The sequence below is a fragment of the Pseudomonas sp. IT-P294 genome, from assembly GCF_949767865.1.
Lineage (GTDB): Bacteria > Pseudomonadota > Gammaproteobacteria > Pseudomonadales > Pseudomonadaceae > Aquipseudomonas.
In genome coordinates this window covers 61,598-80,969 of sequence record NZ_CATKQW010000004.1, presented here as the reverse complement: position 1 = coordinate 80,969, position 19,372 = coordinate 61,598, and the positions used below count along the sequence as shown (strand labels likewise).

15 protein-coding genes are annotated in these 19,372 nt (G+C 59.0%); 8 read left to right on the top strand and 7 right to left on the bottom strand.

All coding sequences use genetic code 11. The features are described 5' to 3' along the window. From tcuB to ACM6I0_RS03685, 4 genes are all read right to left on the bottom strand, one after another. Positions 1 to 1,158, bottom strand: coding sequence for a tricarballylate utilization 4Fe-4S protein TcuB (tcuB, locus tag ACM6I0_RS03700; protein ID WP_414921484.1), 1,158 nt, complete (start codon positions 1,156 to 1,158; stop codon positions 1 to 3). Further along, positions 1,145 to 2,599, bottom strand: coding sequence for an FAD-dependent tricarballylate dehydrogenase TcuA (gene tcuA / locus ACM6I0_RS03695; RefSeq protein WP_414921483.1), 1,455 nt, complete (start codon positions 2,597 to 2,599; stop codon positions 1,145 to 1,147). Before tcuA ends, tcuB begins: the two co-directional genes overlap by 14 nt. A gap of 167 nt (positions 2,600 to 2,766) precedes the next feature. Continuing rightward, positions 2,767 to 3,702 carry a LysR substrate-binding domain-containing protein gene (locus tag ACM6I0_RS03690; RefSeq protein WP_414921482.1) on the bottom strand — a complete coding sequence of 312 codons (936 nt, stop codon included), beginning with the start codon at positions 3,700 to 3,702 and terminating at the stop codon, positions 2,767 to 2,769. A gap of 322 nt (positions 3,703 to 4,024) precedes the next feature. Continuing rightward, entirely contained in the window at positions 4,025 to 5,416 is a 1,392-nt protein-coding gene (locus ACM6I0_RS03685; RefSeq protein ID WP_285435832.1) for an MFS transporter, read from the bottom strand. A gap of 420 nt (positions 5,417 to 5,836) precedes the next feature. Between ACM6I0_RS03685 and ACM6I0_RS03680 the strand changes: the two genes are divergently transcribed. After that, positions 5,837 to 6,748: a YeeE/YedE thiosulfate transporter family protein gene (locus tag ACM6I0_RS03680; RefSeq protein ID WP_414921481.1), complete on the top strand. Its 912-nt coding sequence runs from the start codon at positions 5,837 to 5,839 to the stop codon at positions 6,746 to 6,748. A 153-nt stretch (positions 6,749 to 6,901) separates the two neighbouring features. Here ACM6I0_RS03680 and ACM6I0_RS03675 read toward each other — a convergent pair whose 3' ends face one another. The 3 genes from ACM6I0_RS03675 to ACM6I0_RS03665 all read right to left on the bottom strand — a co-directional run bounded on the left by ACM6I0_RS03675 (position 6,902) and on the right by ACM6I0_RS03665 (position 9,639). Next, entirely contained in the window at positions 6,902 to 8,005 is a 1,104-nt protein-coding gene (locus ACM6I0_RS03675; RefSeq protein ID WP_414921480.1) for a DNA alkylation repair protein, read from the bottom strand. 25 nt (positions 8,006 to 8,030) lie between these two features. Beyond that, a complete protein-coding gene (locus tag ACM6I0_RS03670) occupies positions 8,031 to 8,642 on the bottom strand; it encodes a glutathione S-transferase (RefSeq protein ID WP_414921479.1) in 612 nt (203 codons plus the stop codon). A gap of 76 nt (positions 8,643 to 8,718) precedes the next feature. Continuing rightward, a complete protein-coding gene (locus ACM6I0_RS03665) occupies positions 8,719 to 9,639 on the bottom strand; it encodes a MurR/RpiR family transcriptional regulator (protein ID WP_222587289.1) in 921 nt (306 codons plus the stop codon). Between the two features lie 309 nt (positions 9,640 to 9,948). Between ACM6I0_RS03665 and ACM6I0_RS03660 the strand changes: the two genes are divergently transcribed. From ACM6I0_RS03660 to ACM6I0_RS03630, 7 genes are all read left to right on the top strand, one after another. Further along, complete coding sequence (locus ACM6I0_RS03660) at positions 9,949 to 11,886, top strand: bifunctional 5-dehydro-2-deoxygluconokinase/5-dehydro-2-deoxyphosphogluconate aldolase (protein ID WP_414921478.1); 1,938 nt, start codon at positions 9,949 to 9,951, stop codon at positions 11,884 to 11,886. Between the two features lie 160 nt (positions 11,887 to 12,046). Continuing rightward, the gene (iolE, locus tag ACM6I0_RS03655; RefSeq protein ID WP_414921477.1) at positions 12,047 to 12,940 is read left to right on the top strand and encodes a myo-inosose-2 dehydratase; all 894 of its coding nucleotides are present in this window, start codon (positions 12,047 to 12,049) and stop codon (positions 12,938 to 12,940) included. Further along, a complete protein-coding gene (gene iolB, locus ACM6I0_RS03650) occupies positions 12,937 to 13,746 on the top strand; it encodes a 5-deoxy-glucuronate isomerase (protein ID WP_414921476.1) in 810 nt (269 codons plus the stop codon). The genes iolE and iolB overlap by 4 nt, the downstream gene beginning before the upstream one ends. A 44-nt stretch (positions 13,747 to 13,790) precedes the next feature. Next, positions 13,791 to 15,293: a CoA-acylating methylmalonate-semialdehyde dehydrogenase gene (locus tag ACM6I0_RS03645; protein ID WP_414921475.1), complete on the top strand. Its 1,503-nt coding sequence runs from the start codon at positions 13,791 to 13,793 to the stop codon at positions 15,291 to 15,293. Between the two features lie 25 nt (positions 15,294 to 15,318). Further along, entirely contained in the window at positions 15,319 to 16,140 is an 822-nt protein-coding gene (locus ACM6I0_RS03640) for a TIM barrel protein (protein WP_414921474.1), read from the top strand. Between the two features lie 128 nt (positions 16,141 to 16,268). Then, the gene (gene iolD, locus ACM6I0_RS03635; RefSeq protein ID WP_414921473.1) at positions 16,269 to 18,200 is read left to right on the top strand and encodes a 3D-(3,5/4)-trihydroxycyclohexane-1,2-dione acylhydrolase (decyclizing); all 1,932 of its coding nucleotides are present in this window, start codon (positions 16,269 to 16,271) and stop codon (positions 18,198 to 18,200) included. Positions 18,201 to 18,233: 33 nt separating this feature from the next. Then, entirely contained in the window at positions 18,234 to 19,244 is a 1,011-nt protein-coding gene (locus tag ACM6I0_RS03630) for a Gfo/Idh/MocA family protein (RefSeq protein ID WP_414921472.1), read from the top strand. The last annotated feature ends 128 nt before the right edge of the window (positions 19,245 to 19,372 follow it).

Below are 19,372 nucleotides of genomic sequence, written 5' to 3'. Positions count from 1 at the left end.
TCAGTCGCTGCCGGCGTTGATCGGGTTGGGTTGACGCTTCTCGATGGCGTGTTTGAGCAGCGCAGCGCTACGGAATATTCCATGGGCGAATTTGCTGTAGGGCATGGTCAAGAAAAACGCCATGACCAGGCCGAGATGGATGGCCAACATCAAGCCCAAGGCGCTGGTTTCACGCAAAGCCAGCAGCGCCATGCCGCTTGCGCTGACTAGAAACAGCAGTGCGATGAAGCCGCGATCCATGGGTTTTTGCTTCTCATCGCCGTGCGCAGGGTTGCGACGCAGGTTCAGCCAAAGAAGACCCGCCGGACCGATCAGCAGGCCGATGCCACCGGCAATACCCAACATCACCGGCAAGCTGAAGACCGGATAAGGCGCCGACCACTTCAGCAGATAGTGAAAGAGCGTGGCGACGCCGGTGGCGGCGAAACACAGCATGAAGCCGTAGAAGGTGAGGTGGTGGAATCGGCGTCGCCACAAGGTGAATTGATCGTCGGCGTTGTTGCAGCCTTCGCCGTGGCCACCGTCCAGGTATTTGAGCTTCGCGACGTTGGCCGTCGCCTCCACTGCAGCGGACGTCTTCAGCTGCAGTGGCGCTGCGACCGGTGAAACGTTGCGCCAGAAGCGCCGTACGCCCATGGTCAGGGCAAGTACTGCAAAGCCGAACACTGAGCCGAACATCAGCGCCAGGGTGTTGTGAGGGAAAATCTTGTAGAAGTTGCCCCCGGGAATGGCCGTGAACAGGTTGCCCATGAGCATCAAGGTCAGGCATAAAAACAACGCCAGTCCCCCACCGGAAGCCAGCGCCAGGGTCAGGCCGTTGCGCTGATACAACTTGCCCATCACTTGCGGCCAGGCGTATTCGGCGTAAGTATCCAGGCGCACTTTGGCCATGGCTTTGGGGATGTTGACGTCGAATTCGTGTGGGGCGGCGTACTGACAGGCGTGCAGGCACGCGCCGCAGTTATGGCACAAGTTCGCCAGGTAATGGATGTCGGCCTGAGTGAATTCCAAACGCCGGGTCATCGCCGGAAATACCGCGCAAAAGCCTTCGCAATAACGGCAGGCATTGCAGATGGTCATCTGCCGCTGGACTTCACTTTCGTCAAGATTCAGCACCGGGATTAACCCGCCCGATGCTTGGGGATCAAACAGTTGCATGTCGAGACTCCATGTTCGCAGATGAAACGCCAAAGCCCACCGAAGCGGCCGCCTGCACACCGGCGATGCGGCCAAACGCGGTACCGATGGCCATGCCGATGCCGGCGGTGTAGCCCTTGCCCAGAACATTGCCGGCCATCATTTCTCCCGCGACGAACAGGTTGGGGCTCGCTTTGCCGTTGAAATGCACGGCAGCGGTTTCGTCGGTGGCGAGGCCGAGGTAGGTGAACGTGACACCCGGTTTAAGCGGGTAGGCGTAGAAAGGTGGTTTTACCAATGGCCGCGCCCAATGGGTTTTGGCGGGCGTCAGTCCGTGGGTGTGGCAGTCGTCCAACGCCGTGTGATCGAACGTGCCAACGCGGCAGGCGCTGTTGTAGTCCTCGACAGTCTTGACGAATTTTTCTTCAGGCAACTTCAACTGGCGGGCAAGGTCTTGCAGAGTATTGGCGGTAGTTCCAGGAAACACCGGCGGCATGAAGCGGCCGATGGCTTGTTGATCGATGATCGAATACGCCTGCTGACCGGGCTGTCCGGCCACCAGACGCCCCCAGATTGCATAACGTTTTGGCCAGAAATCCTCACCTTCGTCGTAGAAGCGTTCGCCATCACGATTGACCACCACACCGAGAGATACGCAGTCGATTCGGGTGCAGATGCCGCCGTCGTAGAGTGGCGCGCGGGCATCAATCGCGACCATGTGTGCTTGCGTCGGATCGCCGATCACATCGGCGCCAAGGTCGAGCATGCGCCGTAGCAAAATGCCGGTATTGAATCGGGTGCCCCGGATCAGGAAATTGTCCGATGGCCATTCACCGCGCTCGTTCTGACCCCAGGCTTCGCGCAGCCATTCACGGTTGGATTCGAAGCCGCCGGCCGCCAACACGCAGGCCCGGGCTTCAATGCGTTCTGCGGCAAAACGCTGACCATCGACCTCATGTTCGCCCACATGGGCGGCGACGAATTTCCCCTCGTCCAACTCGATGTCGGTCACTTGCGTGTTGTAGCGAACTTTTACACCCAGGCGCTCGGCGCTGCGGAAATAAGCATTGACCAGCGCCTTGCCGCCGCCCATAAAAAATGCATTGGTCCGCGCCACGTGCAGCGCGCCGGACAGCGGTGGCTGAAAATGCACGCCGTGTGAACGCATCCAATCGCGGCAAGAGGACGATGCCCGAATTGCAATGCGTGCAAGCTTTTCATTCGTAAGGCCGCCGGTGACCTTCAGCAGGTCTTGCCAGTATTCTTCTTCCGGATAGGCATCGATCAGCACGTCCTGCGGTTCGTCGTGCATGCACCGCAGGTTACGGGTGTGTTGGGAGTTGCCACCGCGCCAGATTTTCGGAGAGGCTTCCAGTAGCATCACGCTGGCGCCCGCTTCTCGCGCCATCAGGGCGGCGCACAAGGCAGCGTTGCCACCCCCTATGATTAAGACATCGATCATTATCGCTCCTCGATTTGCAAGGAAGCGGGAACGAAGTGCTCCTTGCGAGTGGGGAGAACGATAGGGTGAGGAAGGAGTGGCCGAAAGGCTGCGTTTGACGCGGGGTGTTTAGTTTTTCTAAAGGCTTTGTCGTCAGGAAAGTCTAATGAGTCCGGGCTGAAGGAGGATTACGCATCTACACCTTCTATCCATGTAGCGCCAGGCCACTGTTTGTCGATGACCAGCTGTCGCGCCACATCGACGATGACCAACCGCGTTGCCAGCGCCGCCGGAGAGAGTTCGTCGTCAGCCAGCGTCGCCAGAAGATTACGCCGGCCCACATGGGGATCGGCAATCCTGATCATTGAAAGTCCGGACCTGTCTTTCAATGCAGCGGCCGCCCCCGGTTGTATCGTTGCCGCATGACCTGCCCGAACGGCGTTCATCAAAACAGCGAGACCGTCGACTTCCATAATGACATTGGGTGTTAGCCCGACCCGCTCGAACGCGCTCATCAATGCCGAGCGCAATCCATGTTGCGCGCTAGGCATCACCAGCGGCAGGCCGCCGAGGTCTGCTAACTGCACGCTATCACCAGAAGGCGCTTGAGGCAGGCTGGGCGAGGCAATGACAAACAGCTTTTCATCCAGCAGCGGAGTCACGCTCCAGCGTTTACCCCCTTCGAGCTGGAACAGGATGGCCAGATCAATTTGCCGTGCGTTGAGCTGCGCCGCCAAGTGGCCGGAAAGCATTTCCACCAGATGCAGTTGTATGTCCGGATAACGCGCACGCATTGCATTGATCAACGGCAACGCGAGCACCGTTGCGGTAGTCGGCGGTAAGCCGACGCTGACATAACCGCTCATTCGCCCGCGATGGGCGGCCATGATTGCGTTGTCCGCCTGGCGTAGCGTCAATTGGGCGTGGTGTAAAAACGCAAATCCGGCGCTAGTGGCCGTCACGCCGGTAGAGGTTCGATTCAGGAGACGGGTGCACAGTTCGCTTTCCAGCTTGGAGATTTGCTGACTGAGGGCTGACACGCCAACGTCCAGCTCAAGTGCCGCACGCCCCAGGCTGCCAAGCTCGATGATTTTTACGAAATAGCGCAGTTGTCTCAATTCCAATGTGGCGGCTCCTCGCGAATTTGTTATTTAACTGCCTGAACGTTCGCTACACAAGTTGCGAAGCCCGAGGAGGGAGCATTCTCACAGGTTGGGGTTGACCGTTGAGCGCGTGCGCTTTGTCGTAACTAAATGGGTCAATTTAACGGTTGGCACGGGGAGTGTCGAATGACTGCTCCTGGCCGTTTTCAGCCGGTCGCGACAGGCTAATGGGTGTCCCCTTTCTATTGCGATTATTGCCTATGGTCGAGGTCGGCAATCGGCTGATCGGTCATTAAGAGTATTTACAAAACGTGGTGCGATTCAGTTCATGGCGTTTGCCAGCTCAAGTTCGGACAGCAACGACTCGGGCAAAGCTTGCAATGCTTGCAATGGCTGCGAATGCAACTGCCCCCCATAACGCAAACGTTGCTCCATGCTCGCTCGATAACATGAAGCAATAAGCAACCAGCGCTGCACCAATTGCCTGTCCAACCAACCTTGACGTAGCAACCATACCGCTTGCACTGCCGGCACGTGTCGGTGGCGCGCTGCCCATAAAACCTTTGAGGTTAGGTGCTTGGAAAAAACCAAACCCAATGCCTGACATAGCCATGCGCCAGCTAATATTCAAAGTCGAGGGGTTATCAGGCATAAGTACTAGAGCTATCAACCCAACCGCCAGTATCGAAAGACCGATTCCTCCTAATGCGCCGGGAGAATAATGATCACTCAAGCGGCCGGCAATTGGGGCCATTATCGCTACCATGACAGCCCATGGCGTCATTAGAAAACCAGCCTCTACTGGGGATTTCCCAAGCGTCGTATAGAAATAAAACGGCAGGGCTACGAACGCCAGTCCTTGTGCTGCGAAGGTGCAAATGGACGTCACGACAGAAAGCGCAAACATGGGCCGACGCAGCAGATCAATCGGCAGCATTGGCGCCTTATGACCTGCCTGCCGATGCATGAGCAGTGCGAAGAACAAAGCAGTTGCGGCCAATTCCAATGCCAGTGTAGTGAATTTCTCTTGGTGGGCAGCATCCCCGAATAACAAAATCAAAAAGCTGAACGCGACTATGTTGTAGAGGGCAGTCAGACCATCAAACTTGTGGGTCGCCCGGCGGGTATCAGGCAATACTTTTCGCCCCAGGAAAAGTGCGACCAAGCCAAGCGGAACGTTGATTGCGAATAACCACGACCAACTGGCGACTGACAAAATAAGGGATGACAAGGTCGGCCCGATTGCAAAAGCCACCGCAACGACCAAGGCGTTGGTCCCATAACCACGTCCCAGCATGCGCGTCGGGTAGATGGCTTTAAGCATGGCTGTATTCACACCCATAACGGCGCTAGCCCCAATTCCCTGTAACAGCCGAGCTATGACCAGTGAAGGCAACGACCAGGCCAGAGCACAGGCAAGCGATGCCAATGTGAATAAAAACAGTCCGAAAAGTAGTACCCGCCGGTAGGAGATGATTTCACCCAATGCAGCGAACGGGAGGAGCGTTGCGACCATCGCTAACTGATAGACGTTGATGATCCAGACCGATGATGCAGGTGTTGTCTGCAATTGAGCAGCTATTGCAGGTAAAGCGACATTGGCTATTGCGGTGTCGAGTGATGCCATGGCGACACCAATCGCCAACGAAAATATCGCGAGGCGGCGGGCGTTTTCAGGCAACCCATCTGGCTGAGAAGTGACGGTCTCTGCATCCATTGTTGTTTGTCTGGACATGCTGGCTCCAAGATGTAGAGGAGGTGGTTTCTTCTATCAAGTTTGCTTCGTTGGTATTGCTCATTGGGTGGTGCTTAGGTGAGAAGCAATCTTCTGTCGCTTGCTTGATAGCGTCCAAGACCGATATACAATCTTTCATATAGGCTCAGCCTATAGTTAAAAATGTCGACTGTTCTAGTTCGCAGCGACACATCCATTGACCAATCGCCGCCTTACGCGAAAGTCAGCTTTGTGGAGGTTTTTGCCGGTCGTGACCGGCAACAGTCTGCCAAGAACAGTCATTCAACTTCTACGAAACCAGTGAGCGACACAAAGCGACCGTCAGATTACAGCCGCGTCAGATACACAGTTAACCTGATCGAGAGCTACGCTAATACCTGGTGAAACCCGGCCCATCCAAATCAGCAGTGGCGCACGAACATGGTGTTCTTTTTACTGATGGCGTTGGTATTAGCGTTCCTGATTGGCTGGGTTTCGCAGCGCATGGGCATGTGCCTGGTCAGAGCGAGCGAACAATTGCTGGCGGGGCGCCCGACGTTGTTTGTGGCACTGACATCGTGTGGATTGTTCGGGCTGATGCTGGCCCCGATCTATCGTTTCTCCGGGGTCAGCCTGCCGCTGTACTCGCCTGGTATTTCCTATCCCTTACTGGTTTCGGGAGGCTTGTTGTTCGGGGTGGCATCGGTGCTGAACAACGGTTGCAGCGTAGGCACGCTAACCAGGTTTGCCTGTGGCAATTTCAATAAACTGTTCACGATGATCGGCTGGATCCTGGGGATGGTGCTCTGGTATTACATGCGCATGATGCCCGAACAAAAGAGCATTCTGATGCCGGAAATTTCCAGCCGTCATTACTGGCTGTTGATCGGTGTAGTGGCGCTGGTGCTGATCTTTTTGGTCGCCATTCACGGTAATAAACACCTGGTTTTCTCCAGTATGCTGCTGGGTGCGTTGACGAGTGCACTCTATGCATTCGAGCCGTCATGGACACCCAGTGTGTTCTTTTACAATGTTTCGCAGATGTTCTGGCAAGCCGATATGGCAATCAGCGCCCGGCGTATTGCGGTGTTTGTCATGTTGCTGGCAGGTATGTTGAGTTTTAACCTGTACAGGAAGAAGTTCTGTTTCGAGGCCTTTACCCCCCCAAAAGCTGGCGTTCATCTGTTGGCGGGTATTTTGATGGGAATTGGGGCTTCGATGATGCTTGGCGGTAACGACTCGCAAATACTGTTGGTGTTTCCAACACTGGGCGTTGCTTCGAGCATTCCGCTCGTGTCGATTGTCACAGGCATGCTGGTGTCGTTGTGGTGCAAAAAACGCGCTATGCGTTGAACGCACTAAAGATGGCTCCAGGGACAATATGTCCGTCCCCTTTTTTCTATCGACCCGAGCCATCCACTGCCGAGTTAAGCGGCCCTCACGGGTAGACTCCGTCACTTCTAATAGCATTGGAGGCGGTCGGACGCAGCCTCGCGTTGCTACACGTTACGCGAGGATCTCAAATGAGGTGCTGGCAAGGCGTTCGCCATTCACCATGATGTGCACCGCGTGTTTGCCCACATAGTGTTTGCGAGTAGTCAGTTCCTTAATATGCTGCCCTCGACTCACAAACTCACTCCCCCCACCAGCCAGCGTCAACGCCTTCAGCTTGAACACCTTCGCCGACGTCCCGCCATTGGCCTTCACATAATCAATCGCATAATCAATCACCAGCCGCTGACTCTCCGCCACCGTGGATTTCACGCCAAACGACAACGTAATTTTCTCCCCCAGCCGAATCACCGCCGGCTCGACTTTCACCCCAATAATCTCAACCTCAGCCTTGCCACTCGCCCCGATAATCGCCAACGCCCGCTGATTGCCCTGTTTGATCAAACTGCGCAGCGCATGCTTGGCAATCCAGGCCGTGTGTTTGTTTTCCAGCGACCAACCCTCGATCACATCCAGCACCCACTCCGGATGGTCCTTGGTGATGTCATTGAGGTGGTTCGCCACGGACTTGCGTACGTAGAGGCTTGCATCGGCCTTGAGGTTGTCGAGAATTCCCGCCGCCAATGTCGGGTCGCGCTGAATCTGTTCCAGTCGAAAGGACCACGGCAAACGCGGTCGACTGCCTTCGCTGGCCAGGCGTCGCACGTGTTCGTTGTCATCCAGGGACCATTGCTGCATCAGCGCCAACGACCGCTGCAGATCTCTGCGCAGAAAATAGCGGATCGCGAATTCCGCAGAGCCAAACGCGGTGAAGTACTTGAGTGCGTCCATCGACTGTTCGAAATCATGCGCGCCGTACATCGCCACGTAATGCGGCAGCGAGATGCTGACGAAGCCGCTGTTGAGGCGGGGGGCGAGGGCGCGCAGGATTCCGAGGGACTCGTCATAACCCAACGGCAGCACGGCGTGCAGGCATTCGCTGACCCGGGCCATGCGTTGCATGATCGACAGGCCGGCGAGGCCGTCGTTGGCCATTTTCAGGAAGGCTTTGGCGTTGAACGCCGGGTAGACCGCGGTCATTTCGGTCGCGATGTGCTGGAGGCGCGCGGCGTTGAAGATTTCCTTCAACGCCGGGGCAGGTTGTTCAGCGGCGGTCATGGTCGGGTCCGATGGAGGAGGCCGCTCAGGTTATCGGGGTACTGATGAAGGCCTCAAGCTTTTCTGCCTGCGCGGTGAATTCAGCGATCCGCGGAAACTGCTCGGCATCGACTTGATCCGGCACCACGAGGTTGGTAAAGCTCCAGGCGACCGCGAGGGTGATGCCGTCTTGCCCGATCAAGGCGCCGTTGCCCAGGGGCTGCTTTTCCAGTTCGCGCTCAAGTGACGAGTACGCCGCCGCCAGTTGACCTTCAACCCGTTCGACCCACGGCTGGTATTGGATGTCGGCCGGACGCAGGTTGCGTTCGTAGTAGAGCTGCACCGACTTTTCGCACGCCGCCAGCCCGAGGCCGATCAGGCGCAAGGTGCGCAACCGCTGTTTAAGGTCGCCGGGCATCAGGCTTTTGCCGGGACCGGCCAGGGCTTCCAGGTAGTCGATGATCAGGGTCGAGTCGATCAACACCTCGCCGTCGTCCAGCACCAGGGTGGGCGCCTTGACCACCGGGTTGATCTGCTGGAAGTGCTCGAAGTGGCGGAACACCGACACCGATTCGTGTTCCAGGTCGATGCCCAGGTATCGGGCGGAAATGGCCACGCGCCGCACGTAGGGCGAATCCAGCATGCCGATCAGTTTCATAGCGCCGTTCCTTGAGGTGTCCATGTCGGGATGGACTACCTTAGCTGAGCTTCCATGACCTGCAAGTGGCGCGTGGTTAATCCTCGAAGCCGACCTGTTCGTGGATCTCGTCGACCTTCAATTCCAGTCGATAGGCCACGGCGATAAACAGGGCCTGGCACAGGCACAACGTCGCACTCAGTGAGCGAAACGCAAACGAACTGCCTTCGTTGACCAGCAGCACGGTGTTGGCGCGCTTGGCCAGTGGCGACAGGTTGCTGTCGGTGATGATCAGGGTTTTAGCCTGATTGTGCTGGGCGATGCGCAGGCAGTGCTGGGTTTCCTTGCCGTAGGGCGTGAAGCTGATGGCGATCACCAGGTCATTGGCGCGCACGCTGCGCATCTGCTCGCGATAACTGCCGCCCAGGCCCGACACCAGATGAATGCGCTTGTTGGTGTGTTGCAGGTTGTAGACCAGGTAATCGGCCACGGCGAACGAGCGGCGCACGCCGACCACGTAGATGTTGTCAGCGTTTACGACGAGGTCCACGGCCTTGTCGAAGGCTTCGTCATCGAGTTCCTGTCCCAGTCGCTCAATGCCGGACAGGGTCGCGTCGATGCACTCGCGGGCGAGGTCGCCACCGCTGGCCTTTTGCGATTTGTTGGCGATCATGCTGCGAATGCGCTGCTGGTAGTTCTGCACCGGCGTGGTCTTGTGCGTGTACGCCTCGCGGAACAAGGCCTGCATCTCGCTGAAACCACTGAAACCGAAGCGCTGGGAAAACCGCACGATGGCCGAGGGGTGCACTTCGCACTCGCGGGCGATATCGCTGATGCGGTCGACCATGATCCGGTCGCTTTGCTGGCTCATGTAGCTGGCGATGCGTTTGAGCTGGCGCGGCAGGCTTTCGTATTCGTTGGTGATCAACTGCAGCAAACGCTCGGCATTGATCGGGGGGCTGACGAGATCGCTGTCGGGCGTGCTCTCGGACGTAGCCGGCTGATCGGTGCGGGACATAAGGAATCCTTCTGGCTTGTTCTTATAGGGACGACAGATCGCGTCATCCCCTGACAATAGGTTGGCTGTGCGCAGTCTACAGGGTAGGCCTGAATAAAATCTTGAGCTTGCGGCGTGTATGGGGTTGCTGAAACGATGCACTGCGCCTGGAGCGCCTGTACAAGAGTTTATTGGAAAAAATATTCCACGTAAAAAATAATTGGAATATTTATTGATTGTTCGGTCGCCCTCGTTTTAGTCTGCATCCACCAAGAGTGTTCGGCGCCTCCAGTGCCCGAACGCAGGCTGATAAAAATAACAGGAGCCAACATGGGCCAGACTCGTTTTGCCAGTGGGCGTCAATTGGATTTGATTTGCCTGGGGCGCCTTGGCGTCGACCTCTATGCGCAGCAAGTCGGAGCGCGGCTTGAGGATGTGAGCAGCTTCGCCAAATACCTCGGCGGATCTTCGGCCAACATCGCCTTCGGCACCGCCCGGCTGGGTCTCAAGTCGGCGATGTTGAGCCGGGTAGGGGACGACCACATGGGCCGCTTCCTCCTGGAATCCCTGGCGCGTGAAGGCTGTGACGTCAGCGGCATCAAGGTCGACCCGGAACGCCTCACCGCGATGGTGCTGCTGGGCCTCAAGGACCGCGAAACCTTTCCCCTGGTCTTCTACCGCGAAAACTGCGCCGACATGGCGCTGCGGGCCGAAGACATCAGCGAAGCCTTTATAGCCTCCAGCAAAGCCTTGCTGATCACCGGCACCCATTTCTCCACCGACGGCGTGTACAAGGCGAGCATCCAGGCGCTGGACTACGCCGAAAAACACAACGTCAAACGCGTGCTGGACATCGACTATCGCCCGGTGCTCTGGGGCCTGGCCGGCAAGGCCGACGGCGAGACCCGTTTCGTCGCCGATCAGAACGTCAGCCAGCATGTGCAGAAAATCCTCCCGCGTTTCGACCTGATCGTCGGCACTGAAGAAGAGTTTTTGATTGCCGGTGGCGCCGAGGATTTGCTCAGCGCGCTGCGCAACGTCCGGCGCCTGAGCGATGCAACCCTGGTGGTCAAGCTTGGCCCGCAAGGTTGCACAGTGATTCACGGTGCCATTCCGGCGCAGCTGGAAGACGGCGCCATTTACCCCGGCGTTCGGGTGGAAGTGCTCAATGTGTTGGGCGCTGGCGATGCCTTCATGTCGGGCTTCCTCAGCGGTTGGCTGGAGGACGCCAGCGACGAGCGCTGCTGCCAGTTGGCCAATGCCTGCGGCGGTCTGGTGGTGTCGCGCCATGCGTGCGCCCCGGCGATGCCGACCCGCGCCGAACTCGATTACCTGTTCAACAGCCCGGTGCCGATCACCCGGCCGGATCAGGACGCGGTGTTGCAGCGTTTGCATCAGGTCAGCGTGCCGCGCAAGCAGTGGAAACAGCTGTTCATCTTTGCGTTCGATCATCGTGGGCAACTGGTTGAACTGGCACACAAGGGCGGTCGCGACCTCAATGCTATCTGCGAACTCAAGCAACTCTTTATCAAGGCTGTGGAACGGGTCGAAGCCGATTTGCGCGAGCAGGGCATCGAGGCCGATGTCGGGCTGTTGGCCGATCAACGCTTCGGCCAGGACTCGCTGAACGCCGCCACCGGCCGTGGCTGGTGGGTGGCGCGGCCAGTGGAAGTGCAGGGCTCGCGGCCGTTGGCGTTCGAACACGGGCGCTCGATTGGCAGCAACCTGATCGCCTGGCCGCAAGAACAGATCATCAAGTGCCTGGTGCAATTCCACCCGGACGACGAGCCATTGCTGCGCCTGGAACAGGAAGCTCAGATCAAGGGCTTGTATCAGGCCTCACAAGTCAGCGGTCATGAACTGCTGCTGGAAATCATCCCGCCTAAAGACCACCCGTCAACCCACCCGGACGTGCTGTATCGCGCACTGAAACGCCTCTACAACCTCGGCATCTACCCGGCGTGGTGGAAGATCGAAGCGCAAAGCGCCGAGGAATGGAAACAACTCGATGAGTTGATTCAGGAGCGTGATCCGTACTGCCGGGGTGTGGTGCTCCTGGGCCTGAATGCGCCTGCGGCGGCGTTGGCTGAAGGCTTTCTGCAAGCGAGCCAGAGCCAGACCTGTCGCGGATTTGCCGTCGGCCGCACGATTTTCCAGGAGCCGAGCCGCGCGTGGATGGCCGGTGAAATCGATGATGAAGGACTGATTCGCCAGGTGCAGGGCACGTTTGTCGAATTGATCGATGCCTGGCGCACAGCCCGCGCCTGATGCAACACCGCGACCTCCTTGTGGGAGCGAGCTTGCTCGCGATGACGGCGGCACATTCAACATTAATGTCGCCTGATACACCGCCATCGCGAGCAAGCTCGCTCCCACAAGGGATTCGCGCCGTATTCAATGGTTAGGTACAACAATAATAGGTGCAGCCATGCCCGCTATCCGAATTGGCATCAACCCGATTTCCTGGAGCAACGATGACCTGCCGTCCCTCGGTGGCGAGACGCCGCTGAGCACCGCTTTAAGCGAAGGCAAGGAAATCGGCTACGAAGGTTTTGAACTCAACGGCAAATTCCCCAAGGATGCCAAAGGCGTCGGCGACGTGCTGCGGCCTTATGACCTGGCGCTGGTCTCCGGCTGGTATTCCAGTCGCCTGGCGCAGCGTTCGGTGGCAGAAGAAATCGACGCCATCGGCAGCCATGTCGAGCTGCTGGCGAAGAACGGCGCCAACGTGCTGGTTTACGGCGAAGTCGCTGATTCCATCCAGGGCCAGCGCATTCCATTGGTCGAACGCCCGCGTTTCCACACTGAACAGGCGTGGCAGGCATACGCCGACAAGCTCACCGAACTGGCGCGTTTCACCCTGTCCCAAGGCGTGCGCCTGGCGTATCACCACCACATGGGCGCCTACGTCGAATCCCCGGCGGACATCGACACGTTGATGGCACTGACCGGCAGCGAAGTCGGTCTGCTGTTCGATTCGGGTCATTGCTACATGGGCGGCGGCGAACCGTTGCAAGTGCTGCGCAAGCACATCGAGCGCATTTGCCACGTGCACTTCAAGGACGTGCGCAAACCGGTGGTGCAACTGGCGCGCAACAATCTGTGGAGTTTCCCGGACTGCATCATCAACGGCACCTTCACCGTGCCGGGCGATGGCGACATCGATTTCGCCGCGCTGCTCGATGTGTTGCTGGCCAACGATTACCACGGTTGGCTGGTGGTCGAGGCCGAGCAGGACCCGGCGGTGGCACCGAGCTATGTCTATGCGAAAAAAGGCTTCGACACCTTGCGTGCGTTGCTCGACGAGAGGATTGCGCGATGAGCCTGCTGGTCAAAAGCAATGCCCGTGGCCGGACCATGGTCGAGTTGGGCCAGGGTGAATTGGAATACGTCGGTTTTGCCGCTTACCGTTTAAGCCTGGGCGAAACCTTGCCGGTGGCGGCAGGCGATAAAGAACTGTGTCTGGTGCTGCTCAGCGGTCGCGTCAGCATCAAGGGCGAAGCGCCGGGGCAGGGCGCGTTCGACTGGGAAAACCTCGGCGATCGCCAGTCGGTGTTCGAAGACAAATCCCCGTTCGCCGCGTATTTGCCACCGGGCAGCCAGGCGCAAGTGGTCGCACTCAGCGATGTGCAAATCGCCGTCTGCGCCGCGCCAGGGTTGGCCGGTAATGGCCTCGGACCTCGCCTGATCAAACCCGAGACCATGAAGCGCAGCGTGCGCGGCAAGGGCGCCAACACCCGTTACGTCTGCGACATCCTGCCGGACTCTGAGCCTGCGCATTCGCTGCTGGTGGTGGAAGTGCGCACGCCGTCGGGGCACTCCTCGAGCTACCCGCCGCACAAGCACGACACCGATGATTTGCCGCACCAGAGCTTCCTCGAAGAAACCTATTACCACCAGATCAATCCGCCTCAAGGCTTTGTGTTCCAGCGCGTCTACACCGACGACCGCAGCATCGATCAAGCCATGGCGGTGGAAAACAGCGATCTGGTGGTCGTGCCCAAGGGCTATCACCCGGTCAGCGTGCCGTACGGCTACGAGTCGTATTACCTGAACGTGATGGCCGGCCCAAAACGCGTCTGGCAGTTCCATAACGATCCGCAGCACAGCTGGCTGCTGGATCTGTGAACTGAATAACCTGAATTCCACCTTTTGCACGGAGAACAAGAACAATGAGCGACGCCCCGGTCATCGGCCATTACATCGACGGTCAAGTGCAAGACAGCACCAGCGAGCGGTTCAGCAACGTCTTCAACCCGGCCACCGGCGTGGTGCAAGCGCGCGTCGGGCTGGCCAGCCAGAAGACCGTGGACGAGGCCGTCGCCTCGGCCCTGAAAGCCTTCCCCGCGTGGTCCGAACAATCGTCCCTGCGCCGTTCGCGGGTGATGTTCAAGTTCAAGGAGTTGCTCGACCGTCATCACGATGAGCTGGCCGAAATCATCAGCCGTGAACACGGCAAGGTGTTCTCCGACGCCAAGGGCGAAGTCACCCGTGGCATCGAGATCGTCGAATACGCCTGCGGCGCGCCGAACCTGCTGAAGACTGAATTCAGCGACAACATAGGCGGCGGCATCGACAACTGGAACCTGCGTCAGCCACTGGGCGTGTGCGCCGGCGTCACACCGTTCAATTTCCCGGTGATGGTGCCGCTGTGGATGATCCCGCTGGCGTTGGTCACCGGTAACTGTTTCATCCTCAAACCGTCCGAGCGTGATCCGTCGGCCAGTGTGCTGATGGCCCGCCTGCTGACCGAAGCCGGTTTGCCGGATGGCGTGTTCAACGTCGTCCAGGGCGACAAGACGGCGGTCGACGCATTGCTGCAACACCCGGACATCGAGGCGATTTCCTTTGTCGGCTCGACGCCGATTGCCGAATACATCCACCAGCAAGCCACCTCACGCGGCAAGCGCGTTCAGGCGCTGGGCGGGGCGAAGAACCACATGATCGTCATGCCCGACGCGGATCTGGACCAAGCCGCAGACGCCTTGATCGGCGCCGCTTTTGGCTCGGCCGGCGAGCGCTGCATGGCGATCTCGATAGCGGTCGCTGTGGGCGATGTCGGTGACGCGTTGATTGCCAAACTGCTGCCGCGCATCGATCAGCTCAAGGTTGGCAACGGCATGCAGGGTGACAGTGACATGGGGCCGTTGGTGACGGCTGAGCACAAGGCCAAGGTCGAAGGTTTTATCGATCAAGGCGTGGCCCAAGGCGCGCAGCTGATTGTCGATGGTCGTGGATTCAAGGTGCCGGGCGCCGAGAACGGGTTCTTCGTTGGCGCCACGCTGTTCGATAACGTCACAACCGAGATGAGCATCTATCAGCAGGAAATCTTCGGTCCGGTGCTGGGCATCGTTCGGGTGCCGGATTTCGCCAGTGCCGTGGCGTTGATCAACGCCCACGAATTCGGCAACGGCGTGTCGTGTTTCACCAGCGACGGCGGCATTGCCCGCGCCTTTGCCCGCACCATCAAGGTCGGCATGGTCGGCATCAATGTGCCGATTCCGGTGCCGATGGCCTGGCACTCGTTCGGTGGCTGGAAGCGCTCGCTGTTCGGCGATCACCACGCCTACGGCGAAGAAGGCATCCGCTTCTACAGTCGCTACAAAAGCGTGATGCAGCGCTGGCCCGACAGCATTGCCAAAGGCCCTGAATTCAGCATGCCGACTGCCAAATAACACGCCCTTGCGGAGAACAACAATAATGAGCAAGCCCCTGCGTTTCGCCCTGAACCGTATGGTCGCCCCCCGTTTGTCCCTGCCGGCATTCATCGAGTTGGCGGTGGCCCTCAAGGCTGACGCCATCGAGATTCGCAACGACCTCGAAGGCGTCGAGATCAAAGACGGCACCACCCCGGAACGGGTGCGCGAACTGTGCGCCGCCAATGGCATCACCGTACTGTCGATCAACGCGTTGTACCCGTTCGATGTGTGGAACGCGGAGCGTCGCGAGCAAGCGTTGAAGCTGGCCGAGTATGCCCAAAAGTGCGGCGCACAGGGCGTGGTCATGTGCCCGTTGAATGATCGCGCCGATCCGCGCAACGAAGCCGAACGCGCGACGTGGTTGCGCGCCGCGTTGACCGAACTGGCACCGATCCTGCGCGATCACGGCATTCTCGGTTTCATCGAGCCCTTGGGTTTTGAAGAGTGCTCGCTGCGGCGCAAACGCACGGCGGTGGACGCGATCAAGGCTATTGGCGGGCTGGATGTGTTCCGCCTGGTGCACGACACCTTTCACCATCACCTGGCGGGCGAGTCCGAGTTTTTCCCCGAGCTGACCGGACTGGTGCACATCTCCGGCGTCGAAGATGCCGAGGCACCGCTGGCGACCATTCGCGACGGCCATCGGGTGCTGGTGGGCGAGGGCGACATTCTCGGGAACGCGGTGCAAATCGAGACGTTGTTGAGTAACGGCTACAACGGCTACCTGTCGTTTGAACCGTTTGCCGAGAGCGTGCATGGCCTGGCCGATATTGAGCAAGCCATCGGCGCGAGCATGGATCACCTGCAAAAATCCCAAGGCTAATGAAAGTCCCGTGTGGGCGCGGGCTTGCCCGCGATAGCGATCTACCTGACACAGCAATGTTGAATGTACCGCCGCCATCGCGGGCAAGCCCGCTCCCACAGGTTTTTTGGTGTATTGAAGGATTGGACATGACCACAACACGACTGACCATGGCCCAGGCCCTGGTGAAATTCCTCGATAACCAATACATCGAGGTCGATGGCGTCCAGAGCAAATTCGTCGCCGGGGTCTTTACCATTTTCGGCCACGGCAACGTGCTGGGCCTGGGCCAGGCCCTGGAGCAGGACAGCGGCGACCTCGTCGTCCATCAGGGCCGCAACGAACAAGGCATGGCCCACGCCGCCATCGGTTTTGCCAAGCAGCACCTGCGCCGCAAGATCTACGCCTGCTCCTCATCGGTTGGCCCCGGTGCAGCGAATATGTTGACCGCCGCCGCGACGGCCACCGCCAACCGCATCCCTTTGCTGTTGTTGCCCGGCGATGTCTACGCCTGTCGCCAGCCGGACCCGGTGCTGCAACAGATCGAGCAGTTTCACGACCTGAGCATCAGCACCAACGATGCCTTCAAAGCCGTGAGCAAATACTGGGACCGCATCAACCGTCCCGAGCAATTGATGACGGCGGCGATCCACGCCATGCGCGTGCTCACCGATCCCGCCGAAACCGGCGCCGTGACCCTGGCTTTGCCGCAAGACGTGCAAGCCGAGGCCTACGACTACCCCGATTATTTCCTGCAGAAACGCGTGCACCGCATCGAGCGGCGTCCGGCCACCGAGGCGATGCTCGGTGATGCGTCGGCGCTGTTCAAGGGCAAGCGCAAGCCGCTGATCATTTGCGGTGGCGGGGTGCGTTATTCCGGGGCCAACGCTGAGTTGCAGGCGTTCGCCGAGCGCTTCGACATTCCCTTCGCTGAAACCCAGGCCGGCAAGAGCGCGGTGGTGTCCAGCCATCCGCTGAACGTCGGCGGCATCGGCGAAACCGGGTGCCTGGCGGCGAATCTGTTGGCCCGGGACGCCGACCTGATCATCGGAATTGGCACCCGCTACAGTGATTTCACCACCGCGTCGAAGTCCTTGTTCCAGCATCCCGAGGTGCAATTTCTCAACCTCAATATCAGCCCGTGCGATGCGCTGAAACTCGATGGCGTGCAATTGCTGGCGGACGCCAGAACCGGCTTGCAAGCGCTGTCCGAAGCCTTGGGCGATTACCGTTCCAGCTGGGGCAATCAGCCTCGGCAAGCCAAGGTGCAGCTGGATGAAGAAATCGACCGCCTCAATCAGGTCGAATACCAGGCCAAGGATTTCACCCCGGAAATCAACGATCACATGGACCCGGCGGTGCTGCGCGAATTCATCGAGCTGACCGGTTCCTGCCTGACCCAGAGCCGCGTGCTCGGCGTGCTCAATGAAACCCTCGCCGATGACGCCATTATCGTCGCCGCCGCCGGTAGCTTGCCCGGCGACTTGCAGCGCAGCTGGCGCAGCAAGGGTGTGAACACCTATCACGTCGAGTACGGTTATTCGTGCATGGGCTACGAGGTCAACGCCGCGTTGGGTGTGAAACTCGCTGAGCCGCAGCGCGAGGTCTACGCCTTGGTCGGCGATGGCTCTTACATGATGCTGCACTCGGAGCTGGCGACCTCGATTCAGGAGCGACGCAAGATCAACGTGGTGTTGCTGGACAACATGACCTTCGGCTGCATCAACAACCTGCAAATGGGCAATGGCATGGACAGCTTCGGCACCGAGTTCCGGTTCCGTAATCCTGAAACCGGCAAGCTCGATGGCGACTTCGTGCCGGTGGATTTCGCCATGAGCGCAGCGGCTTACGGCTGCAAGACCTACAAGGTCAAAACCGTGGACGAGCTGCGGGCTGCACTGGCGGATGCACGGTTGCAGACGGTGTCGACGCTGATCGACATCAAGGTCCTGCCCAAAACCATGATTCACGGCTACCTGTCGTGGTGGCGGGTCGGTGTGGCGCAAGTCTCCACCAGCGCCCGCACCGACGCGGTGGCCAAGACCCTGAATGAACGACTGGCCAAGGCCCGTCAGTACTGATTGCTCTACAAAAATTCCAACAGGAGAACAGACATGTCGTTGAAGCTAGGCGTTATCGGCACCGGGGCCATCGGCCAGGACCACATCCGTCGTTGCAGCCAGACCTTGCTCAATAGCAAGGTGGTTGCGGTGACCGACATTAATTTGCAGCAAGCGGCGAAAGTGGTGGCCGACCTCAAGCTCACCGCCGAGGTTTATCCTGACGGCCACGCGCTGATCAAGGCGCCGGAAGTCGAGGCGATCCTCGTCACTTCCTGGGGGCCGAGCCACGAGGAGTTCGTGTTGGCAGCAATCGCAGCCGGCAAACCGGTGTTCTGCGAGAAGCCGCTGGCGGTCACCGCTGAAGGCTGCCGCAAGATCGTCGAAGCCGAAGTGGCCCACGGCAAACGCCTGGTGCAAGTGGGCTTCATGCGTCCGTACGATGAAGGTTATCGCGCCCTCAAAGCGGTCATCGACAGCGGCCAGATCGGCGAACCGTTGATGCTGCACTGCGCGCACCGCAACCCGACCGTGGGTGAGAACTACAAGACCGACATGGCGATCACCGACACGCTGATCCATGAGCTGGACGTGCTGCGCTGGTTGCTCGACGACGATTATGTGTCGGTGCAGGTCGTATTCCCACGCAAGACCAGCAAAGCCCTCGCGCACTTGAAAGACCCGCAGATCGTCCTGCTGGAAACCGCCAAGGGCACGCGCATCGACGTGGAAGTCTTCGTCAATTGCCAGTACGGCTACGACATCCAGTGCGAAGTGGTGGGGGAGACCGGCATCGCCAAATTGCCAGAGCCGTCGCAGGTTCAGTTACGCAGCGGCGCGAAGCTGTCCAACGCAATTCTGATGGACTGGAAGGACCGTTTCATCGCGGCCTATGACGTGGAGTTGCAGGCGTTTATCGATGGCGTACGGGCCGGGCAGGTGGGCGGGCCATCGGCCTGGGATGGCTTCGCCGCCGCCGTTGCAGCAGATGCGTGCATCGAAGCACAAGGCAGCGGGGCCATCGTCAAAGTTGCTCTGCCTGACCGGCCACATTTCTACGGCTAACCACCATCCCTGTGGGAGCGAGCTTGCTCGCGATGGCGGCAGCACATTCAACCTCAAAGTGACTGTCAGACCGCTATCGCGAGCAAGCTCGCTCCCACAGGGGCCATGTACACCCGGTGAGCGGTTCA